General features: G+C 32.3%; 22 protein-coding genes and 1 other RNA gene. 5 read left to right on the top strand and 18 right to left on the bottom strand.

The window, feature by feature from the left end; genetic code table 11:
* Positions 1–58 precede the first annotated feature (58 nt).
* The 15 genes from ACIQVU_RS07930 to ACIQVU_RS07860 form a co-directional block, all read right to left on the bottom strand.
* The gene (locus tag ACIQVU_RS07930; protein WP_402894733.1) at positions 59–994 is read right to left on the bottom strand and encodes a phage minor capsid protein; all 936 of its coding nucleotides are present in this window, start codon (positions 992–994) and stop codon (positions 59–61) included.
* Positions 994–2,544, bottom strand: coding sequence for a phage portal protein (locus ACIQVU_RS07925; protein WP_402894730.1), 1,551 nt, complete (start codon positions 2,542–2,544; stop codon positions 994–996). The genes ACIQVU_RS07930 and ACIQVU_RS07925 overlap by 1 nt, the downstream gene beginning before the upstream one ends.
* A 19-nt stretch (positions 2,545–2,563) precedes the next feature.
* A complete protein-coding gene (locus ACIQVU_RS07920; RefSeq protein WP_342533357.1) occupies positions 2,564–3,877 on the bottom strand; it encodes a PBSX family phage terminase large subunit in 1,314 nt (437 codons plus the stop codon).
* Positions 3,874–4,362 (bottom strand): hypothetical protein, encoded by a 489-nt coding sequence (locus tag ACIQVU_RS07915; protein ID WP_342533358.1) that lies wholly within the window; start codon positions 4,360–4,362, stop codon positions 3,874–3,876. The genes ACIQVU_RS07920 and ACIQVU_RS07915 overlap by 4 nt, the downstream gene beginning before the upstream one ends.
* Before the next feature lie 168 nt (positions 4,363–4,530).
* Positions 4,531–4,803, bottom strand: a complete 273-nt coding sequence (locus ACIQVU_RS07910; RefSeq protein WP_402894726.1) for a sigma factor-like helix-turn-helix DNA-binding protein — start codon at positions 4,801–4,803, stop codon at positions 4,531–4,533.
* On the bottom strand, positions 4,757–5,149 hold the full coding sequence (locus ACIQVU_RS07905) for a hypothetical protein (RefSeq protein WP_402894725.1): 393 nt from the start codon (positions 5,147–5,149) through the stop codon (positions 4,757–4,759). Before ACIQVU_RS07905 ends, ACIQVU_RS07910 begins: the two co-directional genes overlap by 47 nt.
* Positions 5,142–5,405 carry a hypothetical protein gene (locus ACIQVU_RS07900; protein ID WP_402894722.1) on the bottom strand — a complete coding sequence of 88 codons (264 nt, stop codon included), beginning with the start codon at positions 5,403–5,405 and terminating at the stop codon, positions 5,142–5,144. Before ACIQVU_RS07900 ends, ACIQVU_RS07905 begins: the two co-directional genes overlap by 8 nt.
* Positions 5,398–6,039 (bottom strand): hypothetical protein, encoded by a 642-nt coding sequence (locus ACIQVU_RS07895; RefSeq protein ID WP_402894719.1) that lies wholly within the window; start codon positions 6,037–6,039, stop codon positions 5,398–5,400. Before ACIQVU_RS07895 ends, ACIQVU_RS07900 begins: the two co-directional genes overlap by 8 nt.
* A 405-nt stretch (positions 6,040–6,444) precedes the next feature.
* Positions 6,445–6,957 carry a hypothetical protein gene (locus ACIQVU_RS07890; protein WP_342533363.1) on the bottom strand — a complete coding sequence of 171 codons (513 nt, stop codon included), beginning with the start codon at positions 6,955–6,957 and terminating at the stop codon, positions 6,445–6,447.
* A gap of 29 nt (positions 6,958–6,986) precedes the next feature.
* A complete protein-coding gene (locus ACIQVU_RS07885; RefSeq protein ID WP_342533364.1) occupies positions 6,987–7,313 on the bottom strand; it encodes a hypothetical protein in 327 nt (108 codons plus the stop codon).
* A 217-nt stretch (positions 7,314–7,530) separates the two neighbouring features.
* The gene (locus tag ACIQVU_RS07880; protein ID WP_402894716.1) at positions 7,531–7,833 is read right to left on the bottom strand and encodes a hypothetical protein; all 303 of its coding nucleotides are present in this window, start codon (positions 7,831–7,833) and stop codon (positions 7,531–7,533) included.
* 36 nt (positions 7,834–7,869) lie between these two features.
* Complete coding sequence (locus ACIQVU_RS07875) at positions 7,870–8,040, bottom strand: hypothetical protein (protein WP_402894713.1); 171 nt, start codon at positions 8,038–8,040, stop codon at positions 7,870–7,872.
* 30 nt (positions 8,041–8,070) lie between these two features.
* A complete protein-coding gene (locus ACIQVU_RS07870; protein WP_402894711.1) occupies positions 8,071–8,544 on the bottom strand; it encodes a DUF1064 domain-containing protein in 474 nt (157 codons plus the stop codon).
* Positions 8,545–8,657: 113 nt separating this feature from the next.
* Complete coding sequence (locus ACIQVU_RS07865) at positions 8,658–9,422, bottom strand: hypothetical protein (RefSeq protein ID WP_402894708.1); 765 nt, start codon at positions 9,420–9,422, stop codon at positions 8,658–8,660.
* Between the two features lie 531 nt (positions 9,423–9,953).
* Complete coding sequence (locus tag ACIQVU_RS07860) at positions 9,954–10,871, bottom strand: hypothetical protein (protein ID WP_402894706.1); 918 nt, start codon at positions 10,869–10,871, stop codon at positions 9,954–9,956.
* A 790-nt stretch (positions 10,872–11,661) separates the two neighbouring features.
* Between ACIQVU_RS07860 and ACIQVU_RS07855 the strand changes: the two genes are divergently transcribed.
* Both ACIQVU_RS07855 and ACIQVU_RS07850 read left to right on the top strand, forming a co-directional pair.
* Positions 11,662–12,135: a hypothetical protein gene (locus ACIQVU_RS07855; protein ID WP_402894705.1), complete on the top strand. Its 474-nt coding sequence runs from the start codon at positions 11,662–11,664 to the stop codon at positions 12,133–12,135.
* The gene (locus ACIQVU_RS07850) at positions 12,128–12,343 is read left to right on the top strand and encodes a hypothetical protein (RefSeq protein WP_402894703.1); all 216 of its coding nucleotides are present in this window, start codon (positions 12,128–12,130) and stop codon (positions 12,341–12,343) included. The genes ACIQVU_RS07855 and ACIQVU_RS07850 overlap by 8 nt, the downstream gene beginning before the upstream one ends.
* A 48-nt stretch (positions 12,344–12,391) precedes the next feature.
* Here the strand turns inward: ACIQVU_RS07850 and ACIQVU_RS07845 are convergent, their stop codons facing one another.
* The gene (locus ACIQVU_RS07845) at positions 12,392–12,715 is read right to left on the bottom strand and encodes a hypothetical protein (protein WP_402894701.1); all 324 of its coding nucleotides are present in this window, start codon (positions 12,713–12,715) and stop codon (positions 12,392–12,394) included.
* 1 nt (position 12,716) lies between these two features.
* Positions 12,717–13,070 carry a hypothetical protein gene (locus ACIQVU_RS07840; RefSeq protein ID WP_402894698.1) on the bottom strand — a complete coding sequence of 118 codons (354 nt, stop codon included), beginning with the start codon at positions 13,068–13,070 and terminating at the stop codon, positions 12,717–12,719.
* Positions 13,071–13,253: 183 nt separating this feature from the next.
* Here ACIQVU_RS07840 and ACIQVU_RS07835 point away from each other — a divergent pair, with 183 nt between their 5' ends.
* From ACIQVU_RS07835 to ACIQVU_RS07825, 3 genes are all read left to right on the top strand, one after another.
* Complete coding sequence (locus tag ACIQVU_RS07835) at positions 13,254–13,526, top strand: hypothetical protein (protein ID WP_402894695.1); 273 nt, start codon at positions 13,254–13,256, stop codon at positions 13,524–13,526.
* 133 nt (positions 13,527–13,659) lie between these two features.
* Complete coding sequence (locus ACIQVU_RS07830) at positions 13,660–14,748, top strand: HindVP family restriction endonuclease (RefSeq protein WP_402894692.1); 1,089 nt, start codon at positions 13,660–13,662, stop codon at positions 14,746–14,748.
* A 4-nt stretch (positions 14,749–14,752) separates the two neighbouring features.
* Positions 14,753–15,712 carry a DNA cytosine methyltransferase gene (locus tag ACIQVU_RS07825; protein WP_402894690.1) on the top strand — a complete coding sequence of 320 codons (960 nt, stop codon included), beginning with the start codon at positions 14,753–14,755 and terminating at the stop codon, positions 15,710–15,712.
* Positions 15,713–15,844: 132 nt separating this feature from the next.
* Here the strand turns inward: ACIQVU_RS07825 and ssrA are convergent.
* Positions 15,845–16,200: a transfer-messenger RNA gene (gene ssrA, locus ACIQVU_RS07820) on the bottom strand.
* Positions 16,201–16,681 lie beyond the last annotated feature (481 nt).

The following is a 16,681-nucleotide window of genomic DNA, read 5'->3' as shown; positions in this document are numbered from 1 at the left end:
TTACATTAAATATAAGAAAGGCAAAGATGCTTCCCGTTAAAAACAAAAAAGAAGAGGATTATTCCTCTTCTTTTTCATCTTTTCCAGTTGTTGCAAAATTATCAGGATCTTCAAACTCCACCACGAAAGGAACTAGAACGTGCCTACATTTAAAATGTATCTGTCCACTTCCTCCTTTTGTGTTTCCTAAATACTTAACTTTTCTACCGTCTTCTAACTCTGTAATATCTGGGTGAATGGAATAAACAACCTTCTTACCACCACTAAACACTTCCTTTTTACAGGTTTCGCATTCCGTTTTATGAGTTGTGTAAGTTACAAAGTAAATTTCTTCGTCAAGTAGCATCGCCTCTGTACCCTTGTTGTGGGCAACCATTACACCTTGATGAAGTTTAGATTTAGCATATTCAACTAAGTCCATTTGAACTCCGTTTTTCTTAGTTATAGAATCAATTCCTTTAGCCTTCAATAATTCAGCCAATTCTGGACCGCTATCTTTTAAAGACTTACCTGTTATTAGGTTTCTAAGAACGGCTTCATTCAGAGTAGTTTGCATATTATATGTAGCATTGGAAATCACACCTGCACGTGCTGCTTCCATACTTTGCATAGTTTGGTTAACAACATTACTGATAGCATATTCATCTATCTTAGTGAACCGTTGTGAGGTATCAGGAAGGACAATACCACTCTGTTGAAGATTGAATAAGGCCCAATACTTACCTAAACTATGACGTTCTAGCAATAATTGAGGTAGGTTTTGATTCTCATATTCCTTTAACTTATCTAGTGCATTATTAATATTTAAAAGGAGTTGTTCATTACGAGTCCTTAACTTGTCTGTATTTTCAATATCGAAACTTGCAGATTGCATTAACTGCATCTGAATATATATTCTAGAAGTCTCATAAGCCTTCACTAGACTTTGGTGAATATCCTCGGCTTGTTTACTTCTTCTGTTATACTCTGCTAAAGAATAAGGTTTTTGACTCATTATTCTTCACCTTCTTTAGTTTCCTCTTCTTTTTTATTCATTTCTAGTAGATCAGTTAAATTAAAAGGCTCAGGTGTCTTATCGTGACTATGACTAGATTCTTTTTCAGCCTTTTCTTCTTTAATTCGTTCTACTTCTTCTGCATCCTGTCTGCTGTTAGTATTATTTATTTTCTTTCTTGTTGTTTCCTCACTTTGAAGTCCTGCTTGTTGTTTAGTAATCTCGATTGCAACGTCCTCAGCATCTAATGGGAATGCATTGCTAAATGTTGTATTAACCCATTCTGCCTCAAACGCAATTAAACCGTAGTAATAAGCCAATTTTTGAGCAGAATAGAAAGACAATTCCAATGCATCTGATAAAAGGTTTTGGATATTCTTAACAATTATTAATGAAGGAATATATCGTAAAGAAATAGCCTTACCAGACTCTGGATAAACGCTGCCGTCTTTGATTGAAAGAACATGTTCTGGCACACCCATAATTAATGCCATTGCTGAAATATTAGTAAATAAGAAGTTAAAGGCTGCTTCTGTATTAGCGTCCCATGTAAGGTACTCAGGAGGGTTCTCACCGTCAATTGCAGGGTTGTGGCAGTATATATCATGTTGACCCATTATTGACTCAACTGACATATATTCTGAGCCATAACCGTCTACTTTAACTGATATCCCCATTGTCTTTTGCATTTGTGCAAAAATACTAGGAGGAACAATTATTTTAGGTGAAGCAAAAATATCAAGAACACGCTTTAAATATGTAAAACGATTACACACCTCTTTTAGTAAATCCTCAACGTCAGCAATAATAGACTTACCAAAAAAACTGAAAGGATCTCTGTTAAATGGTACATAGTGAATCAACATGCCAGCATTGTGTTTTATTTCTTCAAACTCAACAAGTTCAAATTCAGCCTGTCCGTCTTTTCTTTCCAAATTGTAATAAGTATATAAATTATCCTTATACTCCTCAATTCGTCTATACTCTACACCGTCAAAACCAACATTGTAAGTTAATCTATACCCTTTAGGTTTTGAAATATCCCAAGGATTTTGGATTACCTCTAAGTGTTTTGGGTGAACATATTCTGTAAAAATATCAATTTCACCATTATCTTTTGGTCTCATTCCCGTTTTAATAACTACACCGCCTAGAACTAGCATTGAAACAACAATGTCGAACAGATTACTGTATAACTTATTGTCTTTTAAATACTTATCTAGCCACTCCTGTGCATCGTCTGACTGAACAGCAAAAGATGGGTTAGAAGATACGAATAAATTTGATAGTTCTCGAACTGCAGGTTTTACTAAATTCACATTAATAAAACGGTTTTTATCTTCTAAACTATATCCTGTTGTAAATGCTTCTTTTAATTGTCCTTTGTAAATGTTTTCATATTTTTCATATGCAATATTTAATTTAGATCCAAGTGAAGCACTAGAGGACTTTACAAGAGCATTTATTTCTTTTTGAGTATATGGCATATTCTCCTGATCTAAGTTTCGCATTACCATAATAGGAGTTTCATATTCGTAGTTATTTGTCATTTTTCATTCCTCCTTTTCCTCACCAGTTTCCACGGCCACGTTTAATTCCGTTAATTACAACTCGCCCGTTTACTGGATTTATTAATTCGTCCATGATGTCGAAAATCTTTACATATTCATACACTGCATAACGTAAAGAGTCCATGCAGTGATCATTTCCGTCTTTTGGTTTATTCAGAGATTGCCCTTCTTTATTTACAATGTACTTGTAAGAAACAATTTCCTTATAGAAAGTCTCACAGTGATCAGCAATGAAAATCTTTCTACGTTTTACATTGTCGATTCCTTCTGTAACAGAATGAGCACCTTTTTTAGTAGGAATTACATTAAATCCTGCACGGGCAAACTCCATAATGTATCCGGGCATCGCAGAATCGGCAATTACAGGAATTCTATTTCCTCTTACATAAGGGAATTTTTCATTTATAATCTCGATCAATTCTTTATTTGTTATTTCGTTAACGACTAACTCCTCTAATATATAAACATCGTTCTCTTTAATCCCTATGATTAAAAAAGCGTTAGGGTCATTAACTCCAAAGTCTAAACCACAAACAACACGGCTAAAGTCGTGATTAGGTGGTATTTCGTCTTTTCGTATCTTTACATAGTTTCTGTAAATAACAGATCCAACAGCACCCCACTGACCAAGAGCATAAATATTGTAGTCGTTTTCGTTATGCCTTCGCCCTTCTTCGAGTCGTTTCTTATAATCCTTACCAACAAATCTGTTATCTAGATATGTACTATGTACGACAAGTGCATCTTCTGGCTTCTTATCAAAGAACCTTTTCTTTAACCAGTGTGTTTCATCAATTGGGTTGAAAGTTATAAATATTTGGAACTTCTTTTCATATATTCTTCCATTCTCAATACTTGTACCACGAAGACGCTTAACCATTTGTTCAAAGTCACTCTCAAGCATTTCCGTTGTTTCTTCTAGCCAAATTAAATCAATCTTAGAAATACCTTTTAGAGCCTCAGAATCACTAATACCTCTAAATATAATCGTAGAGCCATTTGGGAACTCAATCTTCATATTCGTTTTATTTATTTTTACTAAATGCTTTATTCCAAAAAACTCAAGTCTATCGACAATTTCAGCAAAAACTGATTCTCGTATCGTTTCTTTAATTTTTCGGATTACAAGAGTTCTTAAGTTTTTCTTATTAACACTTCTGATGATGATATTATCTGCCATAAATACAGACTTTCCTGATCCACTGCCACCGTAAATAACATTTAAATATTTTTGACTAGCAAGAAAAGGAAGATACTTTTTATTAAATATACTAGTATGTAAATTTAAATTTATCTGTCCGTTCTTCTTCATTCTTCTTCCTCTTCTGAATTTAATAAATCAACTTCGTTCTCATTTTCATCAAAAATACGAACAACAAATTCAGTATCAGAGTTGTTTTCAAACTCAATCTTTTCACGATAAAATTCTGACATTCTATTTAAAGCCAAGAACTTCTGCATTTGGGTATCTGGTTTAGAAAACTTAGTATCTACAATAAAATTGACTAACTCTCCGTCTGCGTCAAAGTACTCTTTCTTTTCTGTGTAGTAAAAGCCTTTTGCAGATTTCATCATACTGTTCTCTAGTTCAATATTTGCAGGTTGACTCCACATATCTAATGCCTTTCTAAAGTCTGGATATTCGTTTAAAATATTATAAAAACTACTTTGTGAAATACCTAAATTAGAGGCTATTTGCTTTTGAGTTAATCCTTCTGTAACCCAACCTCTAATTTCCTTAATTCGTGGTAAAACTTTATAGTCATAAACCTTTCTTTTTGTTTGTTTTTTTTGCATGTAAAATCACCTTCTTTCTGCATACATAAAAAAAGACACTATAAATAAATACAGTGTCTTTTTTTGTCTTCTTTTTTTATGGAAGACACTAGAGGATTTAAAAATGAAGAAATATTTAATCAGAAATGTTACACCTATTAAATACATTAGTTCTTTTAAATCTTCCCGTTATATGCAGTTTGTTATTGCTTTTTTTATCTTCTTTTTAGCCTCAGAATAAACATTTCTGATTCTCTTTTCAGATAAATTTAATTGTGCAGCAACTTCTTCGTAAGATAATTTTTCGATTGTAACGAGTTCAAATATTAAAATCTCTTGATCTCGTAAGTTTACTTCTTTAAGTTCTTCGTCAAGAATAAGAAGAAACTGACTATCTTCTATTCGTTCTGAATTGCTAACTATTCCTCTGCAGAACTGGCTTATTTTTTCTGTGTTTTTCACCATTAGCCACCTCGCTTTTAAACTCATAAGGTATTTCCACAAAGGTTTGCTTGTATTTTTTAGTATTCTTTTTGGAATATGTTGAGAACTGAATTGCTTTTCTTAGATAAGACTCTTCTGTAGATAATAAATTTAAATATCCATTATCCCAAATAGACCTTTTTACTATGTACTTAAAAAGAGATTCTTGAACTTCCTGCAGAACATCTTCTTTGTCATTTTCAGTAAATCGAAAGACGACTTCTTTTATTATCCTCTGTGTACTACTTTCTTCAAAAAACTCATTTATACGATTTATGGTATCTTGATCTAGTTGCTCTAAAAGTTTTTTAATATCTTCATTCATTTGGATCACTCTCAGGTGGTTCAAATCGCCCATTGGCATTCTTGAAGGAATACCCTTTTTCAACAAGCATATTTCCAATACCTTCTAGTTCGTTTTCGTAATCTTTAAATGGAACAGCAAGCATAAATTCTTGTTTAGTTCTCTTAAAAATGTCAGTAGAAAATAGTTTTAAAGTAACATTAATTCCTACTCGTTCAGCCATAATTACTGCCTTTTCTTTTCCTTTTTTATATTCAACTTTTATTAGATTAATCAAGCAAAAACCCCCCATTGCTATACGGAAAATTAGTCTTATAATACTCTTGTAGTTCTGCTAATTCTCTTCTGCGAATCTGTTCCATTAACCAATAGTTTCTAAGTCTAGACATATCAATAGAAGGAGTATCCTCTTCAAAATTATTCTCATAAATAAGCCATTCACCTAAATCAAGATTGATTTTGTAAGAATGAGAACTTTCCTCATAATCGCATACCTGTTCTCCTGCTAATTCCTCTGCAATTTGCTCTGCCAAATGCTTGTCAATTTCGATATGCTTACTGAATCGAACAGTGTCTTTTACTAACTTCTTATATTCTTTTTCTAAAGAAGGGGTATAAAACACCTCTTCGAATAATTCGTTTAAAGTTTCTTTAGAGTAAGTTTTATACTCTGAAAAATCTAATGAAATTAAATCTTCTAAGTCAACAAGATTGGCAGTTTTATTTAATCTCGAAATGTAAACCATGTATCTATATTCTAAAATCCCATAACCTGTTTCAATCTGCTTTTTATATAAAGCAGCAAAACTTCCCCAAACTCTATCTTTTATTAATACTTCGTCACCTGTCACCTCTGGAGCCAATTCTACCTTTAATAAATATTTCTTATCTTCAATTTTTAAATTTAACATCCTCTATCCCTTCCTTTCATTTCATTTCATTTCCACAATCGTTTTATCTTTTTCATGCAAGAAGTCCGAACCTTTCAGCACGGACTTCTTGCTAATTTATACCTTTAGGAGGTGTTTTTTCTTTGGTCGTACTCGCAGGGATTGAACCTGTCTTAAGCACCAGCAGTACGAGAACTTGCAAGAATGAAGGAAAGCCAACACTCTCGCAAGTGGTATATTTGTAACGTTTTGATTTTCATCTATAAGGAGTAATACCATCAATCGAAAGGGGTTCAATTTACATGATTTTATCTTTATTCCTTACACTATATACCCCGACAAGAACATATGTTCTGTTGCGTAGAAAATAAAAAAGTTTTTAACTAAATTAGAATTATTTTTCTAAAAAAGTTAAAACCTTTTTATTTATCGCAATGATACTTTTAGTTTTTCTATTTCGCGTGTAATTGTGCTTTTATTTACCTTCAATCTTTCAGCGATTTCAATTCTTGCATATCCTGATGCTAACATTCTGCAGATAATTTGCTGTCTGACCGAAAGTCCATTAGGAAGGAATAAATCTACCTCCTGTATATATTTCAATTTATTTGTGTTTTTTTCGTCATTCATATCTTCGTGTGTAATAGTTACATCTTTATCTTTTAAATGCTTACTTTTTCTAGAAAATTCTCGAAGAATATCACGTGAAAAATCATAGGCTTTTGTGTAAAAATGACTCGTTTTTAGACTCTCATTTTTATTCTCTAAATAGAATTTAATTAATCGGAATTGAACTTCTGAAACCATATCCTCTTCCAAAAAGTTAAAGGATAAGTTACTTTTGTTGGTTAAACAAGCCTTCCTTACCGCTATAACCACCCACTGCTTGTATTTTTTGTTGTCATATATTAAGTTAAACAATTCTTCTTTTGTTAACATATAAATCTCCCCTTTCTATTTTTGTATTATTAATTTATAAAGTTATTTTCTGAAAGTTTTACACCTAAATTAGAGCCTTTTTTTGAGAATGTAAATATTAAATTAAAAGGACTACTTATAAAACCTTCTTCAATTCTTACTTTTAGCAACAAGTCTTTTAAGTCTGTTAGAAACATAGGATACTCTCGCCCGTCTAGTCTCCATAAACTAATTGCAGAACTTCTTCCTCTTTCAAATCCTATGAACTCAGCAGTAGATACTTCGAACTCGAAGTTATCTTTCTTTTCATAAGAATCCCATTTGTCATATCTTAATAAATCACCATTTTGATCAAATGGAACTTTCCAATTACTCATTTTTATTTCCTCCTTCCATTTCTATTCTTGCACTATTAATCTTAAATAATATAAAGATATGGCTATCCATGAGGTAGTTAAATACCAATCTCCTTCTACAGCCTTTAGATAAACAAGGTTTAATGAACAAAATAAACCCAAGTATTTTAAAGTAGTCATATACATACACATACACCTCCTCTTCCACCTACCTGCTCATTTTGCCGAGCCGAGCATATTAATAACTTAGATAAGTCTTAATCTTAGGATCTATTGTTGAAAATTTAGTTACTATTGACAACTGCTCTTCAAAATTGCATTTTTCAACAGTTATCCACATTCTAGGATAGTCACAAAGTTCTCCATAGTTAGTGTCTTGAACTAGACCTGCTCTTAAAACATATTGAGTGAGCATTCTTATATTCTCATTCTTGGAGACTATATATTCTTCATTATCAAAGCACCATAATCCTAGTACCTCTTCGTTTATCACCTTTAACCCTAAAAACTGAGCATATTTAATAAGTTTAATTGTTCTCACAATCATTCCTCCTTTCCCACTCTGAGGCTAGTCCTGCTACTCTGCCAACCTTTGCTCTACTAACAGTTGGTATTCGTACAGCAGTTGATCTAAATCTTTATAAGTAAATTTATTTTTTATCTTATCTGCTAGTAGTTCGTCAAGTATCGGTTCAAGAACATCCGTTCGACAATCTGTTAGAATTTTTTCAATTAACTTTCCTTCCATAACTAACACCTCCTAATTTACTGTTATTCTTTACTCGTCAATTTCCTTTTTTTTAGACTTCCTTTTTTTATATTTTTCCTGTTTAAATAAATTATTTTCAGCAAGGCCGTGTTTCCTTTCTAACTTAAATTCAAAGTAGGAAACTCTATTTAGTTTTCGCTGATATGCATATATAATCCAGAAATTAGAATCCTTAAATTTTTTAAGGAACATATCTTCCTTCAATTTAAAAGCATATGTATCTGATGCTGGTGTTTTTATATCCACAACTATTTCCTCGTCTTGCATTGTTGTTATTATAAAATCGCAAATATAACGCCTACCCTGTCTTTCCTCTACTCCGTGTGTAAATGGATCTAATATTTGAAAGGAAATTTGCATTTTAAAATCCTTAATAATTCCTTCCTCTTTCATTTTGATTAATTTCTTATAAAAGGCTGCCTCAGAAGAGGAGTCGAATTTAATATCATTAACTATTGTCTTTTTGCTCTTTATTGCTCCCATATTTAACACCTCCTATATCTACAGTTGAAGATATGAGAACGAATACCTTCTTTTTGAGGAAGTGAAATGAAAAAAGACTTGAAGAATTTATCAGGTCTCTTTTCATTAATTATTTAGTTTGCTTTTTTCTTTTGTTGACAGTTCCAGCACAATGCCTTTCCGTGAATCTTAGTTGATTTTTGAATTACATTTTGACTCGTAATCGCATACCCACAATCCGAACAAGGAACAGGGTTGTTTTGACTGTTTTGATTTGGCATTTGAACTATATTTTGCTGACCATTCATTTGTTCAAAGTTTGGATTGATGAATGGGTCTTGATTGTTCATTTGTTCAAAATTTGGTTCTGGTTGATTGTAAATAGGTTGTTGATCATTATAATTTGTATTGTTATAACTGTTATTACGGATATCGCTTCCTCTATAAGGAGGCTGTTGCGATTTGTAATATTTCAAATGTCCAGAAGTTAAAGGGACACCTAATCTTTTAGCAGCATCTTTAAATGCAGTTGAAGAAGCAGATTTAACAGTATTCTTATCAAATATTGTCTGACCAGTATTTTTATTAGTTTGAATAAGAACACTTCCTATTCCTTTGAATACTTTTCCGCAAATAGTTAAGTTACACTCGATGAAAAATTGACCATTTTCAACTCTCTGAGAATGATATTCTTCACCAATGTTGAATATATTGAAAACTTCTTCGATTCTAATTCTTACAATTGCTGGATCAATATTGTCAAAGTTATTAGCACGTCCGACCTCTTCTTCTGAGAACGGTTTTCTAATAGCGTTCATGGATTCTACAATCTCCTTTTCTGTCAACTCTTTGTAGTCAACAATCACTCTTTTGATGATTGGCTCTTTTACATTGTTCATATTAATATCCCCTTTCGATTTGCTGTTCGCAAATAATGTAGTGTGTGCTACATATATTAATAACTAACTTTTCGATTTAACTAATGTAATACCTTTTTCTATACGAAAAAATATTTACTTTTATAAATAATTTTGTTATAATATATAATTTATTCATTTACATAGTAATACCTTTTTTATTTATTATTTTTTTAAACTTTATTCTGGATATCTTTTACATTCGGTGGTAACATATAATTATCACTTAGGACAGGGTGGTCGGAGGCATAGAACAGGCTTTCGTTATTTTATGTATAACTTAATAGTTAAATCTAGGAATTTAATATTAAAGGTACTTTATGGATAACTGTCTATAGTAATAGGGTTTATAAACCTTTCTAGAGTGGTTGTTTTTGGTGTCATATTAAACACCTCCTTTCTGTTTTGATAGTAAAATACAATGGAAAGACGGATGGCGGAAAACATCCGTTTTTCATCATCATACATAAAAAAAAGACCTACAGAAGTCAGTACTTGCTGTAGGTCTTTTTTTTATTCAAAGAATTTGTTGTAGTAATCTCTATCAGTTGCTTCTTCTTTTTTTTCTTTCTTAACAACTCCCTTGAATGATTTTACTTGCACAAGTCTTTCGTTTAATTTCGCAAGGTCTTCTGTACATAGGGCATAAATAAAACCTCCTAAATTTTGAACCTTTTCTAGATTCGATTTACTTAATATTTCAAGGATTACTTCCTGTTCATTTTCGTCTTTTTTTGCAAACGATTTATATCCATTGAAATCTAAACTATTACTGTCTAAGAACTCTTTAAAAGCCTTTATAGTAGGCTCTACCTCTTCTTCTTCCTTAGTATCTATACCTTCTTTAGAGTTGCATTTTAAGCCATTTAGAAGCCCATTAGCAACGATTAGGAAACTATCTAATGCTAATACCTCAGCGACAGTAGAGTATGGATAACCTGCCTCTAGTAGTCTTTTTTCAAGTTCTACTTTTTCCTTGCTATTCTGTCCTCCATTTACAAAGTCAACGTACTCCCGAACTAATTGTTCTGCGCGACCTTCTGTGAAAATAACCTCTGTCCAGAATTTAGGAATAATAATTTCAGCAGGAAGTGGAACAGGTTTAACAATAGTATATTCTGTAGCCTTTTTAGAATTAACTCTATACTTTGCACTAATTAATCCTAACTCCTCTAAATTTGAAATTATCTTCCCAATCGACTTTATATGTAGCCCTGTTAGATCTGCGATATGTTGATCAGTTATGTAAAAGTCAAACGCCTTCTGATTCCAGTCTATTTGCCCTTTAACGAGGTTCTTCTTTAATGCTATGGCTTGCTCTAATCTCACTAAAAGACTTAGTACAGCCCAATCCGATCCTTTTAGGATAACCTCCCACCCTAAGATTGAATATAAGTCTGTAAATTGTTTGTATGTTTTTACTAATTGCATATAAACTCCCCCTTTCGAAATAATATGCTTATGTATATCATTTCTTCTTCAGAATAAATATTCCTTTTTTTATTTGGAATTTTTTCTTCCAAAACGGAATTTTTTATTACCCTTAAAAATCGAGGTGGAATTTTTTATTCCAAAAACGGAATCTTATACTCCAAGAATGGAATCTTAGATTCCAAAAAATGCTGTTTTTCAGAAGAAAAAGTTACCCCATCATATATAATAAATCTAATAAATATAATAAATCATCTGATGCGAAGACGATAGTGGAGTTTTAGATTCCAAAGAGAACTTTTTGCTCCAAAACTACAATAACTATTTTAAAAGATCTTTAGGCTCATCTACTTTCTAGAACTTTCTTTTTTTCAAAGTTAAAAACCCAATTCTAAACCCTTAGTTCTTTTAATAGGAAGAAACTCTTTTCTTTAACCAAAACAACTCCTTTAAAGCAACTAAAAAGATCTTTTATTTTAAAAAGAAAAAAGTTCTCAAAAGTAGTAAAGAAATTCAGTTCTCAAAAAGAGGGTTTTTACTTTGAAAAAAGAAATGTTCTTGAAAGTATTAAGTTTTAAAGTTCTAAAATCTTTTTTAAAAATTTTTAAAATAAAAAAGGTTTTTTGACAGAAAAGAAAAACTATATATTATAACAAATAATATTATTACTTTCAATAAGATTTTCGAAATAAAAAAAGGTTTTTGTTTTAAAGTATTGAAATTACAAGTATTAAGAAAATGCAGCACACACTGCATTGTTGCAACAGGCAACACGAAAGGGGCAAATTATATGTTAAAAGAAAATAATAAGTTTAAAACAATCATGGGGCTTATCGAAGTAAATGTAGATTTAAATACTGCAAAATTGTATGACATTCAGATTAAGAAAGAATTCGGTGAAGACGAAATAGTTCAGGACTTAACAATGCAACAAGCAATGGATATTATTGATACTTACCAACAAGAAGAAATAGATCTAGAGTCTAAGGAAAAAGACAGAGAACTTCTTTTAAAAGCAGCAATTACTAAGCACGAAATCGAAGCAGAACTTAAAAGACTTGCTTCTGAAAAAGCGATTAAAGAAGAGTTAGACTATCAAGAAAGTTTAAATCAAAAGCCTTTTAAGTTAGTACTAGAGGAGGCCGTTACAGAAGAAAATACCCATCTGATGGAAAAGACACAAGATGGATTTAATAAATACACTGAAACAGCATACGGAAAATTTGTTCACCAAAAAGTTAAAGTAGGTGGCGAACATGAGTAGTATTCTAAAAGTAGTTAAGCCAGTTGAAAAAGAAATTGCCGAAAAAAGACAAGTTACACTTACAGTGTGTAATATGTTTTGGGAAGGCTATATGACACCAGACAACTTTAAAGATTTCCTGCCAACAAGCATGACAAATGAAGAAAAAGAAACACTTTTAAATAAAATTGTTGAACAAAAAATAGAAGCAATTCAACAAACTTGCTGATAAAAAAAGACTTACTCCTAGCGAAAAAATGCAGGAATAAGTCTTTTTTTATTGAGCCACTTTGTGGAAATTAAGTAAACAAACCTTGTTTTCCTCTATGGCGATTAACTTATCAAGTGTAACATAGATAAACTCCCCTTTGGAATTATAGAACACATTCCCCATTCTCCTCTTTAGTACAAATCCGTCCAAAGCAATCATGTCTACATTATCAACTTCAAAAGGATCTACAATGTAAATCAAAAGAGTTTCTTCCAACGAAAGTTTACCTATGGCCTTATATTTAGGAGTTAAAAAAAGAACTCTTCCATTACCCACAAACTTATCCACAACAATGCTTTTAAAAATAGTATCCTCAGCAACTGGAATCATACTATATAGCCCCCTTTTTAAAGAACCTTGCTGGATATTCGGCCTCTACGATCTTCAAAAATGCTACATTTAATCCACTGTAAACGGTAAATTGGTTTTCTAGCAGAATTTTATAGCAAAAATTATCATCCATAAAAATATTTCCACTAATTCGAACAAAATTTCTACCGCAAAAAATAAGTGTTCGAACTGTGCTAAAATCAATAAATCTTTCAATTTTTAATACGAACGTATTATCGTGTTTCTTTTGCATATTTAAATGTTGTCTGTTGTACCCTTGCATAACAAACATTAGCCCACCATTACTAAAAGCCTTATAATACATATTCTTTTGTGTTTCTATCATTTCGCTCATTCCTTCCTTTTCCTTTTTTTAAGTAAAACGTGAATCTATTTCATCTACAAGAAAAAACTTTTTTATTTTTGAAATAAAAAAAGGAAAGTAAATAGACATCTTGAAATGACTAGTAGGAATATTTAGAGTAGCACACACTACTCTGTCTGGCTGAACTTGGCTAGACCGAAAGGGGAAAATCACATGTTAAATAAAAAATATACAAAAGAATTCGTAATGAAAGTCATTGAAGAATATCTACAACTATATGCAACTAAAAGACAATTTGATCAGTTTCTAAATTTGTTACGTGAAAGTGATTACTACAGTGATGCAGAGGTTTTTGCAAAGGCTGCATTCAAGAAGAGCCGTTTGTTTAAAACTTACTTCTACGAAAGATCGGAAGAGGAACGTGAATTAAAAAACAAAATAGATAAAATTACAAGAGAGTTTATAGAGGAATATACAAATAATTGAGAATAAAACAAAAAGGACTTAGGGGAAATTAACTCACTTTGTCCTTTTTGTTATTTTATTTACTAATACTATGGAACCAATCGTCAACTTCATGTACCCTTATATTTGGAATCTATTAATAGGAGGATACATGATGACAGAAGAAAGAAAAGCCAGTTTATTCGGCTTAAAGAATTCGAATAGAGATTTTTCATCCAAAGATAATTGGGGTAAAAATCAATTTAACAGCAGTTTTCCCGCAGCACTTGCTTGCTATATGGGCAAAAAAGAAGTAAAGCCTGTTTATCTAAAAATGGATAGTCAATATGTTGTATACAAGGACTACATAAAAGTGTCTGAGTTGTTTAAAATACCAGCGGGTTTAGAAATTAGTGATGTGTACTTTGAGTTCGAAGGTATTTATAAGCCACACAACAAATATGATGAAACATTATTAAGAAGCGACTTAGTAATCAAAAGTATTCCAACTGATGTCTTGGAGGATACTTACTTTTCCCATCACGAAGTGAAATTAACAACTTTACCTGACAGTGCTACTTTTAACAAAACTGAAGATAAATTCGGTTGCGAAATAGTTGTAAGATCCGTCACAATAGTTCACTTAGCCGTAAATTTAATAGAACTTTATGAAAATAAAAAGAAAGATTTAGCCGCTATTCTCAATCCAGTAACAAGTGTTATTAGCGACTGGAAAGACGAAAAGACCATTTTACCTTTGCTACCAACGATGATAAATGTTCTTAACGATATACTTACAGAAAATATTGACAAACAATCTCCATTAATTTTAAACCCAATATGGAAGACCAATGGTAAGTCTTCCGCTCTTGCTGATAATTGTCTAGATTTATTTGTATGGTCTGATTTTGCAGTCACTAGACTTTTTATAAATTCCATAAATACTAGTAAAAAAGGCATAGATAGATATTCACGTTCTCTTGTTTGGTTGCTTTACTTGTTACATCAATACACAATCCGTGATAAAATAAATAGTAGTGAAATTTACACTATGCCTTTTAATTCTCAAACAGATAAAGCCTTTGCAGTTAATGGAAGTAAAACTAACCCATATATGGCTTGCGATGAATTATTAAATCCGAGGATTACAAGGGAGGAAATCGGAAATATTATTCTTAACGATGGGCAGTTGCTATTAAGTCCTGAACGCCGTTTTGATGCAGCGATTTATTACGCATCGGATATTTTCGAACAAGAGGAGTGATTTTTTGAAAGTAGTAGACCTATTCTCAGGTTGTGGAGGTATGTCTTTAGGCTTCCAAAATGCGGGTTTCGAAATAATATCTGCATTTGAAAATTGGGACGAAGCAGTTGAAGTTTATAATGCAAACTTTAACCACTCTTGCGTTAATTTAGACTTATCACAAGTAGAAGATTATAGTGTTTTTAAACAATTAAATCCAGACATTATTATCGGTGGACCACCTTGTCAGGACTACTCTTCTTCTGGCAATCGAATTGCCAAAGATAATGCAAACTTAACAACAGATTTTGCAAATATAGTAGTAAATGTAAAACCTAAGTATTTTTTAATGGAAAATGTAGATCAAATTAAAAAATATGATGTATATAAAAGAGCAGTTGAAATCTTTAAAAATGCAGGATATGGATTATCATCAAAGATATTAGATGCAAGTTTATGTGGTGTTCCACAAAAAAGAAAACGCTTTTTCTTATTTGGTGAACTAGGTGGAATAGACGATTTATTTTTACCTTTTTTAGAAAAGAATTTAACTAAAAAGCCAATGACACTACGTGATTACTTTGGGGATAGTTTAAATCTTGAACATTATTATAGACATCCTCGAAATTATAATCGTAGAGGAGTATTTAGTATAGACGAACCTTCGCCTACAATCCGTGGAGTTAATAGACCAGTTCCTTCAGGTTATCCGGGTCATCACAACGATACAGCACCTGCTGCGGAAGTTCGTCCATTAACTACAATAGAAAGAAGTTATGTTCAAACTTTCCCGAAGGATTTTGACTTCTTAAGTATTTCAAAAACAAACTTAGAACAAATGATTGGAAATGCAGTTCCAGTTAAAATGGCTGAGTATGTAGCAAATGCAATTACCGACTATGTTGAAAACAAAGATCATGCGAAAGAAGTAGTAAAGCAAGATGAGCAAATTAATATGTTTGAACTTGAAGTCGTTAATGCATAACTAAATAAAATAAAAAGGACAAAGAGGAAATTAATCCTCTTTGTCCTTTTTATTTTGCTTCCCAATTTTACCAACCCTACTTTTGTATACGAACGAACATTCTACAAAATAATCGTTATGTTTGGGTATTGATGATGGAGACGGCGGGAGTCGAACCCGCGTCCAAAGACTCCAATACTTCAGCTTCTACGCGTGTAGTTTGCCTACTTACGATTCACGTAGCATTATGCCGACAAACAGGCGTCCTGTACGCTAACCTGGAAATCTCTTGCCGATGACTCAGGTGGCACCATCGACCGTATCCCACTAAAGTTGGGCCCCACGTTCTCTACATGGGCGATAGAGAGGCAGAGCGCTTAAGAGCTTACGCTGCGAAAGCTAAGTTTTGTTGTTTGCCAGTTATTATATAACTGTCGTTGATGACGGAGCCGAGCCCTCCGACGCGCGACCAAAGCTTGAACCATCCCTGTCGAATCCGTAACGTCCCCGGATATAATCCAGTTCTCACTGTATACGGTCAACACTGCTTGGTGCAGGTTGTAAAATAAGCATCCAATAGTTAGATGCTCACTGGCATGTAGCATTATTATAATATAAAGTATTCAAATCATCAAGTATAGACGCTGAACATGCTTGAAATCATCATAATAAGGCAAACAATTACTGTGAAATTAAGCTATTACCTAGCATGCTGCCGCTTTTCATTATAATAAATTTTCCTTCTATATAGCTGATACCTCTCTACCTTAGATAAGTAAACAGCGCAATATCTTCCATAATCATATTGAAATACCATTAAAATTCTGCTATTTCCCTGCCAATACCTTTAATGACCAAACTATTATAGAACCTCACCTATGAAATAAACCCTCAATATTTTCCGCGAAAATTCCGCCACCTCTACTAAATTACCAATACCTTTAATAATCTCACTAATTAAAATTTAATATTTCCTCATAAAAACAGCAG

This window comes from Lysinibacillus sp. NPDC098008 (assembly GCF_044760715.1).
Taxonomy (GTDB): domain Bacteria; phylum Bacillota; class Bacilli; order Bacillales_A; family Planococcaceae; genus Lysinibacillus.
Note: the sequence above shows the minus strand (reverse complement) of the source record. Positions and strands in the feature narration are given on the sequence as shown.

Bases quoted from the DNA above. Each gene is read 5' to 3' on its own strand.
- ACIQVU_RS07845 (WP_402894701.1), bottom strand. From the start codon at position 12,715: ATGATTCCAGTTGCTGAGGATACTATTTTTAAAAGCATTGTTGTGGAT.
- ACIQVU_RS07835 (WP_402894695.1), top strand. From the start codon at position 13,254: ATGTTAAATAAAAAATATACAAAAGAATTCGTAATGAAAGTCATTGAA.
- ACIQVU_RS07830 (WP_402894692.1), top strand. From the start codon at position 13,660: ATGACAGAAGAAAGAAAAGCCAGTTTATTCGGCTTAAAGAATTCGAAT.
- ACIQVU_RS07855 (WP_402894705.1), top strand. From the start codon at position 11,662: ATGTTAAAAGAAAATAATAAGTTTAAAACAATCATGGGGCTTATCGAA.
- ACIQVU_RS07915 (WP_342533358.1), bottom strand. From the start codon at position 4,362: ATGCAAAAAAAACAAACAAAAAGAAAGGTTTATGACTATAAAGTTTTA.
- ACIQVU_RS07905 (WP_402894725.1), bottom strand. From the start codon at position 5,149: ATGAATGAAGATATTAAAAAACTTTTAGAGCAACTAGATCAAGATACC.
- ACIQVU_RS07870 (WP_402894711.1), bottom strand. From the start codon at position 8,544: ATGGGAGCAATAAAGAGCAAAAAGACAATAGTTAATGATATTAAATTC.
- ACIQVU_RS07875 (WP_402894713.1), bottom strand. From the start codon at position 8,040: ATGGAAGGAAAGTTAATTGAAAAAATTCTAACAGATTGTCGAACGGAT.
- ACIQVU_RS07925 (WP_402894730.1), bottom strand. From the start codon at position 2,544: ATGACAAATAACTACGAATATGAAACTCCTATTATGGTAATGCGAAAC.
- ACIQVU_RS07840 (WP_402894698.1), bottom strand. From the start codon at position 13,070: ATGAGCGAAATGATAGAAACACAAAAGAATATGTATTATAAGGCTTTT.
- ACIQVU_RS07865 (WP_402894708.1), bottom strand. From the start codon at position 9,422: ATGAACAATGTAAAAGAGCCAATCATCAAAAGAGTGATTGTTGACTAC.
- ACIQVU_RS07920 (WP_342533357.1), bottom strand. From the start codon at position 3,877: ATGAAGAAGAACGGACAGATAAATTTAAATTTACATACTAGTATATTT.
- ACIQVU_RS07860 (WP_402894706.1), bottom strand. From the start codon at position 10,871: ATGCAATTAGTAAAAACATACAAACAATTTACAGACTTATATTCAATC.
- ACIQVU_RS07850 (WP_402894703.1), top strand. From the start codon at position 12,128: ATGAGTAGTATTCTAAAAGTAGTTAAGCCAGTTGAAAAAGAAATTGCC.
- ACIQVU_RS07885 (WP_342533364.1), bottom strand. From the start codon at position 7,313: ATGAGTAATTGGAAAGTTCCATTTGATCAAAATGGTGATTTATTAAGA.
- ACIQVU_RS07895 (WP_402894719.1), bottom strand. From the start codon at position 6,039: ATGTTAAATTTAAAAATTGAAGATAAGAAATATTTATTAAAGGTAGAA.
- ACIQVU_RS07890 (WP_342533363.1), bottom strand. From the start codon at position 6,957: ATGTTAACAAAAGAAGAATTGTTTAACTTAATATATGACAACAAAAAA.
- ACIQVU_RS07930 (WP_402894733.1), bottom strand. From the start codon at position 994: ATGAGTCAAAAACCTTATTCTTTAGCAGAGTATAACAGAAGAAGTAAA.